Annotated in this window: 6 protein-coding genes and 1 pseudogene; 4 read left to right on the top strand and 3 right to left on the bottom strand. The window is 58.1% G+C overall.

The window, feature by feature from the left end:
• Positions 1–1,328, bottom strand: a pseudogene (locus Q0M74_RS12770) (hypothetical protein); the annotation flags it as partial.
• Between the two features lie 700 nt (positions 1,329–2,028).
• Here Q0M74_RS12770 and Q0M74_RS12765 point away from each other — a divergent pair.
• On the top strand, positions 2,029–2,268 hold the full coding sequence (locus Q0M74_RS12765) for a hypothetical protein (RefSeq protein ID WP_293955062.1): 240 nt from the start codon (positions 2,029–2,031) through the stop codon (positions 2,266–2,268).
• A gap of 2 nt (positions 2,269–2,270) precedes the next feature.
• Here the strand turns inward: Q0M74_RS12765 and Q0M74_RS12760 are convergent, their stop codons facing one another.
• On the bottom strand, positions 2,271–3,221 hold the full coding sequence (locus Q0M74_RS12760; protein ID WP_293955061.1) for a DUF808 domain-containing protein: 951 nt from the start codon (positions 3,219–3,221) through the stop codon (positions 2,271–2,273).
• 90 nt (positions 3,222–3,311) lie between these two features.
• Here Q0M74_RS12760 and Q0M74_RS12755 point away from each other — a divergent pair, with 90 nt between their 5' ends.
• From Q0M74_RS12755 to Q0M74_RS12745, 3 genes are read left to right on the top strand one after another with little or no spacing between them, the layout of a single operon-like run.
• Positions 3,312–4,220, top strand: coding sequence for a 2-dehydropantoate 2-reductase (locus Q0M74_RS12755; RefSeq protein ID WP_293955059.1), 909 nt, complete (start codon positions 3,312–3,314; stop codon positions 4,218–4,220).
• Positions 4,221–4,248: 28 nt separating this feature from the next.
• A complete protein-coding gene (locus Q0M74_RS12750) occupies positions 4,249–4,626 on the top strand; it encodes a DUF2218 domain-containing protein (RefSeq protein WP_293955057.1) in 378 nt (125 codons plus the stop codon).
• The gene (locus tag Q0M74_RS12745) at positions 4,598–5,014 is read left to right on the top strand and encodes an NUDIX domain-containing protein (protein ID WP_293955055.1); all 417 of its coding nucleotides are present in this window, start codon (positions 4,598–4,600) and stop codon (positions 5,012–5,014) included. The genes Q0M74_RS12750 and Q0M74_RS12745 overlap by 29 nt, the downstream gene beginning before the upstream one ends.
• Here the strand turns inward: Q0M74_RS12745 and Q0M74_RS12740 are convergent.
• Positions 5,011–5,372, bottom strand: a 362-nt coding sequence (locus Q0M74_RS12740) for a hypothetical protein (RefSeq protein WP_366088323.1), incomplete at its 5' end; no start/stop codon positions are given. The two genes, Q0M74_RS12745 and Q0M74_RS12740, sit on opposite strands and share 4 nt — an antisense overlap.

Here is a 5,372-nt window from a genome sequence, read left to right as displayed (position 1 = left end):
CTGCCTGATATGACCTCAGGCCAGATGTCCATCATCGGGGTAACAGGTTCCCGGATGATGGAATCTACGCTGTGGTCGGGAGACCGCTGAAGAGATCTGCTTGTGGGGAAGTCCGGAAAGTTCTGGAGGGTGGTCATTCCCGCACTTGAGGTCTGTGAGGTGGGGTTCTGGGAATCGTAGAAGAACCCGATGTTGGCAAACACCACTGATGGAATCAGGGCGCTGACTCCGATGGGGATGAGGAAGTTCCAATGTCGTGGCTGTTTGCGATGGGGAGTGTCACGTTTCTGGCAGAAGCTAAGCCAGGCTCCGAGGAAAATGAAGACGAAAGACAACCCGAAGACACCAACCAGACCGCGGGCGCTGAGATCATCAATGGCTGCGGCGATGACCAAGTTGCCGAACCCGAGGAGGATGAGGATTACCGGGCTGATCCGTGTCAGCCAGTCCCTCGTCACCTGACGACGTTCCCTAACCAGATCCCGGGGTGCTTCATGGTCCCGGATGAATTGCTTGAGGCTATCCAGGTAGGACAGGGGATCGCTGCTATACGGTACTAATTTTTCCCGGGGATTGGGGGGAAGTGCGAAGTCATCCCGGGTCCACTGATTGAAAGGCAGGGCATCGATGTGGAGGGAGACACAACCATCGGCAGCACGGCTGACACAACCCTGGGCGAGGGTGAGGTGGTTGCGTTCTGCGGCTACCTGAACAGCACCAGAGAGGGCATCGGCAGCATCCATGTCGAGGATCCCGCATTCTGAACTGTTGAGGTAGATCGAGATGAGATCCCCTGAGGCCCGGAGTTCCAGGAGCACCTGGCTGCCATTGGGAATGTCGTTGAAAGGCGAGACCCGTGTGGGTTCCACCTGCCACAGAGCACCTGCAGGAAGAAGTGTCCAGGTTTTTTCCGGAGGATCATTGAAGGGCACCCCACCACCGGTCTTGAAAAGGAAGATGCGGGCCAGAATGCTTTCGCCCGGGGTGATGGTCAACGTGCAGGTTGGGATGAAACCAGATGCGTAGACGCGGGCGATCTGGGAATGTGAGATCAGGGTGGAATCAGGCAGGGTCCCAACCACATGGGTGTCCACGACAACGGAGATGGTCCGTGCCGAGTCAGTGGGGATGAGGAGGGCTTCATATTCCGCGGTGGGGGAGTCCGGTGCCGTCAGTGCCTCCAAGGCGTCCCAGTTGATGTTGCTCAGGGGGATTTCATTGAGCAGTTCCCGGGCAGCGGGAAGGTCTGACATGAATAACGGGTAGGAGCGATCGCAGGAAGTGTCAATGATGAACGCTGTGTTGACATTCCTATTGGTAGTGGACATCGTTATCACCCCCCTCGTTTCATGGTCAGGAAGCTAATATTTTGTGGACAAATGCAGGTTATGGGCTGGATGCAGAGCCCTTATTTAAAAGAGCCTGTTTATTTTCCATGGTAGTGAGGAAAATCTAATAACAAATTCCTCTTAATCCCGCATCAGCTGCTTCTCAGAAACCGCTATGAACTGCAGGCATTTCCGATTCTTATCTGAGAATCGGGGGAGTATCGCTGGTTATATAAACATAGCCGCATGATGTTCGCTATGTGCCCATCGGGTGATGGGGTGGGGGCTTTGAGCCACGGATCCCTCCCACTGCCTGTCGGTAGCCACCCCGGCAACCCTGCAGGCCGACCGTATCAACCGGCCCCTGAAAATTTCTGGTCAGCGGTGGAGAACTGGGACCTCTCTGTGGAACCGTCTCCGGCAGCTCAATCGTGGGACTCAGAGGACTCCTCGGAGTGCTGGGCCTGTTGATCGAGCACCTCGGGACGATGTTCAGCCCCCAAGAACATCTGAACCAGACCCCCTCACTGAGAACAATGCGCAGGGAACACCACCATGCGCATTTCTCATATCCGCCCCCGGGGCCGGTTTTATCATGGGAATCATCGGCAATGTTGCAGTGGGTCCAATGCATGTCACAGGAATCAACCATAGCCTGGGAGGTGTTATCCAGATCACGTAACCAGTAGAGGAGTCCATCATGAAGAAGCGTATTGCCCTGACAGTCGCGCTGGCCGCAGGGCTTGCCACCATCACCGCCCCACAGGCGATGGCTGCCCCCGAGCAACCCGTCATGGAGTTCGTCACCGGATCCCTGCAGGGTGTGACAGCCTTCCGGGATGCTGGAGCCACTGCAGGTAACCCGTTGATGGAGGGGCTGGGTGCGCTCGGCCTGACCTCCATCGCACTGCTGGCCCTGCCGTTCCTGCAGGCGGGTTAGAACTACTGGGTGGACTTCGGGATGAGCTTCTTGATCACTGTCACCAGGGCGACGACGACCCCACCCCAGATGGCACCGAAGATCAGGGAGCCGATGGTGTTGCCCAACCAACCGGTGAAACCACCAGCGAGGCCCGCGCCCCACACCTCCAGACCGTGCACGAGCTGATAGGGCAGTGACCAGCCGAGTTCTTCAAGGCCGACCACCATGATGTGGCCACCAACCCAGAGCATTGCGAAAACACCGATGACACTGATGACCTGCAGAACCACCGGCATCGCCTTGACCAGGCCGGTACCAAACTTCACGGTACCGGTAGAGGCCCCTTCACGTGAGGCCATGGCCAGTCCGACATCATCCATCTTCACCAGCAGGGCCACCACACCGTAGACGAGGGCTGTGATACCGACACCGACCACGATCAGTACTCCGGTGCGCATCCAGAAGGTCTCATCGGCGATCTCGTTGAGGGAAATGACCATGATCTCCGCTGAGAGGATGAGGTCTGTCATGATCGCGCCCTTCACCAGCGCATCCTCTGATTTCGGACCCTCATGGGATTTCGGGGTGAGGCTCTTCTCTTCCCGGTGTATCCGCTGGTGAATGGAGTGCCAGATCTTTTCCGCGCCTTCAAAGCACAGGTAGGTGCCACCGAGCATGAGGATCGGTGTCAGCGCCCAGGGGGCGAAAGATGACAGCAATAACGCAATGGGGAGAATGATCACCAGCTTGTTGACCAGTGACCCCTTGGCGATCCGCCAGATCATCGGCAGCTCACGTGCAGGTTTGACCCCATCAACATATTGTGGCGTGACGGCCGCATCATCCACCACGACGCCAGCTGCCTTCAGGCTGGTTTTTCCAGCCATGGCTGCCACGTCATCCACGCTTGCGGCAGCCGCACGCGTAATCGCAGCAACATCATCGAGCAGTGCAGCAAGTCCACCGGCCATAACTTGTCCAACCTTTATCCATAGGGGGTTAAGAAGTCCCGATTCTATTCCTACGCCCACCGCATGGCCACATGGGGCAAAATGAGTGATATGAAAATAGTGATCATCGGCGCGGGTGCCGTCGGGGGATATTTCGGGGCATTGCTTCATGAGTCCGGGGCAGATGTCACCCTGATCGCCCGGGGTGCCACTCTGGAAATCCTCCGTGAACGGGGCATACATGTGAAAGATCAGCAGGGGCAGCGCACAGTGGCGGTGCCGGCCGCCAGTTCATTTCATGAACTTGAGGGCGCTGATGTGGTGTTGGTGGCAACAAAAGCACTGGCCGGGGGTGCAGCGCCCGGAGAGCTTCTCGATGCCATCCCGGCAGATGCCATGGTCGCCATCACCCAGAATGCGGTCGAGGCACCGCAGATCGCCGCAGACGTGGTTGGTACACAACGCGTGTGGCCCGGTGTGGTGCGCGGATTCTTCATCCATTCAGGACCTGCTGCAGTGGAATATCGGGGCGGTCCACTGTCCTACACCTTCGGAACGTGGGGAACATCCCATTCGGGGCTGGCTGAGGACTTTGCCACTGCACTCAACGCCGCAGGTATTGATGCGCAGGTGCACCCGGACATCTGGGTGGACATGTGGGAGAAGGCCATGTTCGTGACCACCTTCGGTGCTCTGGGGGCGTGCGTCGACAAGCCTCTGGGAACACTGCGCACTGACTACCGCTCCACCCTGGAAGCGCTGATGTATGAGGTCAGGGCGGTGGCGGGGGCCTCCGGTGTGGAATTATCCGATGATGTGGTGGGCCGGACGATGGCCTTTGCTGATCAGATGCCAGCGGACTCCACGAGTTCCATGCAGCGCGACCTCGCCTCAGGTGGCGATAGTGAACTGGATGCGCAGGTGGGAGCCATTGTGCGGGCAGGCACAACTCACCAGGTGGATGTCCGGTTGCATGATTTCATCTATACGGCCCTCCGAAATAGGGGGCGGGTCAGATAAAGCAGATCCACCGGCTACACTGCCCCATATGATCGTTACCTCTACAGCACGTGTGTCCACTGACCGGCCCGGTCGTTATGGCAAGCAGCTGACGAGTCACCTCAGTGAGAAGCTCACCACCACCTGGGATGCGGATGCAGGCCGAGGCTCCATCATCCTCAAGGGACAGGGTGTGGACGCAGCTGATGAGCGCTTTGCCTTCGAGGGTTGTGCCTCCTGTGACCTCGTCGCCGGTGATGGCGTGTTGCTTCTTCACATTGAGGCACCCGGGGATCTGGCCGACCGTCTGGAAACAGTGGTTGGTTCCCACCTGGTGCGCTTCGGTGCGAAAGAGTCCCTGCGCGTTGTCTTCAGGCGTGGGGACGCCTCCGAAGGTAATGTCTTTGAGTCACACGACCTTGACTAGGACCATCCGCATCGCCGCTGTTGTTTTTCGGAACAACAGCGGCGATGTGTTGAGTGTGCGTAAAACCGGAACGACATCCTTCATGATGCCCGGCGGAAAAGTTGAAGCCTCAGAAACACCGAGACACACCGCGGTGCGTGAAATCGCTGAGGAACTTCACATAGAACTGGACCCGGGTCGCCTTGATCATGTGGGGCGTTTCCGTGCCCCGGCTGCAAATGAGTCAGGCTTTGAGGTTGACTGTGATGTCTACCAGTGGCCTGACCCCTTAACCGTCCTGCCGGAGGTTTTTGAGGAGATTGCTGAAGCCGCCTGGTTCCCGGTGAGCTCCACGGCAGCTGAACTGGCGCCGTTGAGTCGGGATGTCATCTTCCCCCGCTTGCTCTAGCTGAACATCAACAGCAGCAGCGGGATGGCGGTCAGCAGCATGCAGGAACCGAGGAGGTAGTTGAAGGTACGTATTGTGGCCTGCTTCTGGGCTACTGCAGGCAGCACCTGGGTGGGGTCCTCGTGTTTGACGTAGAGGGGTATTGTTTCACCCACGCGCATGATGGGTTCCGCGATGGTGTCGGGGAAGACCCCATGGACCTCCCGGCCCTCAAGGGTGAATTTATAGAGTGTTCGGTAGCGGTCGTCGGTGTCCTGGGTGTATCCGGTGATCACGGCATCGTGCAATTGGGCATAGTGGCGGAATGACCGCTCATTCAGCGAGGAACGGACAGCCAATCCGATGCAGAATGCCCCTG

The organism is uncultured Corynebacterium sp. (assembly GCF_945649885.1).
In the GTDB taxonomy this organism is placed as follows: domain Bacteria; phylum Actinomycetota; class Actinomycetes; order Mycobacteriales; family Mycobacteriaceae; genus Corynebacterium.
Note: the sequence above shows the minus strand (reverse complement) of the source record. Positions and strands in the feature narration are given on the sequence as shown.

Coding starts and splice junctions, on each gene's coding strand:
- Q0M74_RS12765 (WP_293955062.1), top strand. CDS start 2,029: ATGAAGAAGCGTATTGCCCTGACAGTCGCGCTGGCCGCAGGGCTTGCC.
- Q0M74_RS12760 (WP_293955061.1), bottom strand. CDS start 3,221: ATGGCCGGTGGACTTGCTGCACTGCTCGATGATGTTGCTGCGATTACG.
- Q0M74_RS12755 (WP_293955059.1), top strand. CDS start 3,312: ATGAAAATAGTGATCATCGGCGCGGGTGCCGTCGGGGGATATTTCGGG.
- Q0M74_RS12750 (WP_293955057.1), top strand. CDS start 4,249: ATGATCGTTACCTCTACAGCACGTGTGTCCACTGACCGGCCCGGTCGT.
- Q0M74_RS12745 (WP_293955055.1), top strand. CDS start 4,598: ATGTCTTTGAGTCACACGACCTTGACTAGGACCATCCGCATCGCCGCT.